The 2,539-nt window shown below is 72.4% G+C and carries 3 protein-coding genes; 2 read left to right on the top strand and 1 reads right to left on the bottom strand.

The window, feature by feature from the left end:
- Positions 1-143 precede the first annotated feature (143 nt).
- The gene (locus tag DW309_RS02055; protein WP_168387142.1) at positions 144-1,094 is read right to left on the bottom strand and encodes a sugar-binding transcriptional regulator; all 951 of its coding nucleotides are present in this window, start codon (positions 1,092-1,094) and stop codon (positions 144-146) included.
- Between the two features lie 139 nt (positions 1,095-1,233).
- On the opposite strand from DW309_RS02055, the gene DW309_RS02050 reads away from it, so the two are divergent.
- Positions 1,234-1,884 carry an SIS domain-containing protein gene (locus DW309_RS02050; RefSeq protein ID WP_168387141.1) on the top strand — a complete coding sequence of 217 codons (651 nt, stop codon included), beginning with the start codon at positions 1,234-1,236 and terminating at the stop codon, positions 1,882-1,884.
- A partial coding sequence (locus tag DW309_RS02045; RefSeq protein ID WP_240753099.1) for an FGGY family carbohydrate kinase occupies positions 1,881-2,539 on the top strand: 659 nt, incomplete at its 3' end. The genes DW309_RS02050 and DW309_RS02045, both read left to right, overlap by 4 nt.

The raw sequence follows: 2,539 nt of genomic DNA, 5'->3' as shown, positions 1-2,539 counted from the left end.
GTCCGGCGTGAAGCCCCCGGCCGCGGCGAACCGTCCGTCGGTGGTGTCCCAGTGCAGCCGGCTCAGGCCCGCGTCGCGCAGTCGCAGCGCGGTGTCGAGGCGGTCGTCCGGGGCCACGGACCACAGCGATCCGGCGATCCGCATCACTCGTCGTCCGCCAGCACGGCCTGGGCGAGGGCGTGGTCGGTGAACAGTTCGCTGATCAGTCCCACCCGCGACACGGTGCGGATCGCGTCGGCCTTCGCTGCTCCTCCCGCGACGGCGACCACGCGCGGCACTTTCTGGAGCTGCTCGTACGAGATGTTGATGCAGCGGTCCTGGAACTCCGTGTCGACGGGGGTCCCGTCGCTGCGGATGAGGATGCCGGCGATGTCGGCGACGCACCCCTTGCTGAGCGCGTTGGCGAGGTCGTCGATGGGCAGCACGTCGCGCACCTGCGACACGGGCGGGTCCCATGCTCCGACCGACAGCAGCGCCGTGGTGACCGAGGGGAAAAGGTCGATCGCCGAGCGGATGTCGGGGTGCCGGCGCAGGCTCATCGCGGTCTCGCGGTCGTCCACGATGAGCGGCGAGAAGATCGGGTACACCGCGCCTCCCGCGCGACGCGAGGTCTGTCGCACCACCTCGATCGGGGAGGAGGCGAGGTCGCCCGCCACGACACCGGTGAGCTGCACGATCGACAGGCGCGGCAGGTGCGCGAACTGGCTCGCGGTGGCGGTGAGCGTGCGGCCCCAGGTGACGCCGAGCACCTCGTCCTCCTGCAGCGTCTCGCTGAGCGCGCGGGCGGCGGCGGCGCCGATCTGGCGGCGCACGTCATCGTCGTCTCCGTGTGAGCGCACGACGAGGCAGCGCTCCAGGCCGAGCTTGTCCTGCAGGCGCTGGCTCAGCTCCACGTCGGGGAGACCCCAGTCGTGGATCTCGATCGTGACGATGCCCTCCTCCTTGGCGCGGCTGAGCAGGCGGGCGACCTTGAAGCGCGAGATGCCGAGGGCGTCGGAGATGTCGACGCGGGAGCGGTCCTCCAGGTAGTGCGCCCGGGCGACGGCCGCCATGAGGGCGCGATCCTGATCCACGCTCTTCGTCGCATCGCTCATTTGAGCGTTGAAATCACGAAACTGTGACATATGTGACGGCTGCCTTTCCTCCGGCTTGCGACGGTTCCTATGCTCAAACGTACATCCAAGCATCACAGATGAGCGCAGCATGTGCGAGGCGCGATCGAGGGAGAACGTGTTGAACGTCGATGACGACATCCTGGCGGTAGCGCGCGGGCGGCTCCAGGCCGAGGCCGAGGCCGTGCGCGCACTGATCGACACGATCGACGGCACCCTGGTCACCGCGGCCTCGATGATCCTGTCCGCCACGGGCAAGCTGTTCATCGGCGGCTCGGGCACCTCCGGCACGGTCGCCCGGCGCATGGCGCACATCCTGTCCGTCACCGGTACGCCGTCGCTGCCGTTCTCCCCGATGGACGGGCTGCACGGGGCCTCCGGCGCCATCACCGCCGACGACCTCGTGCTGCTGATCTCCAACGGCGGCGCCTCCGACGAGGTCGTGCAGCTCGCCCGCATCGCCCGCGGCCGCGGCGCCCGCGTGATCGCCCTCACCCGCAGCCACGACACCCCCCTCGCGCGGCTCGCCGACCACAGCGTCGCCGTGGCCGTGCAGCCCTCGGCCGACATCGGCGGCATCGTGGCCACCGGCATCACGATCGCGCAGTCCGCGTGGGGCGACGCGCTCGCCGAGGTGCTCATGCGCGGTCGCGGCTACACGTGGGCGGAGTTCATGACCACGCACCCCGCGGGCGCCGTCGGACGCCTCGAAGACCTCCCCGCCGACCCCTCCCGCCTCACCGTCCCCCCGTTCGAGAAGGTCGCGCGATGATCGACGTGGTCGCCGGAGTCGACAGCTCCACCCAGTCGTGCACGGTCGAGCTGCGCGACGCCGCCACCGGGGCGCTCGTCGCCACCGGGCGCGCCCCCCACCCCGTGACCCACCCGCCCGTCAGCGAGCAGGACCCCGAGGCGTGGTGGGCGGCCCTGGTCGCCGCGATGGCCGAGGCCCGCCGCGGCGCCGACGTGCGGATCGTCGCGGTCGGCGTCGGTGCGCAGTGCCACGGCCTCGTCGTGTCGGATGCCGACGGACGCGTCCTGCGCCCCGCGCGACTGTGGAACGACACCACCTCCGCCCCGCAGGCCGCGGCGCTGCTCGCGCGTCACCCCGCCGCCTGGTGGGCGCAGCAGATCGGGATCGTGCCGTCGGCGGCCATCACCGTGTCGAAGCTCGCGCTGCTGGCCGAGACCGAGCCGGAGACCCTCGCCCGCGCGCGTCACCTCTCCGTGCCGCACGACTGGCTCACGTACCGCCTCACCGGGCGCCGCGTGACCGACCGCTCCGACGCCTCGGGCACCGGCTACTACTCCGCCGCGACGGGACGGTGGCGCACCGACATCCTCGACGAGGCGGTGGGCGAGCGCGACTGGGCGCCGCTGCTGCCCGAGGTGCTCGGACCCGACGAGGCCGCCGGGCGCATCCTCCC

The organism is Microbacterium sp. K41 (genome assembly GCF_004794395.1).
GTDB lineage: Bacteria > Actinomycetota > Actinomycetes > Actinomycetales > Microbacteriaceae > Microbacterium > Microbacterium sufflavum.
Note: the sequence above shows the minus strand (reverse complement) of the source record. Positions and strands in the feature narration are given on the sequence as shown.

Excerpts from the sequence above, each read along its gene's own strand:
- DW309_RS02055 (WP_168387142.1), bottom strand. The coding sequence starts at position 1,094 with ATGAGCGATGCGACGAAGAGCGTGGATCAGGATCGCGCCCTCATGGCG.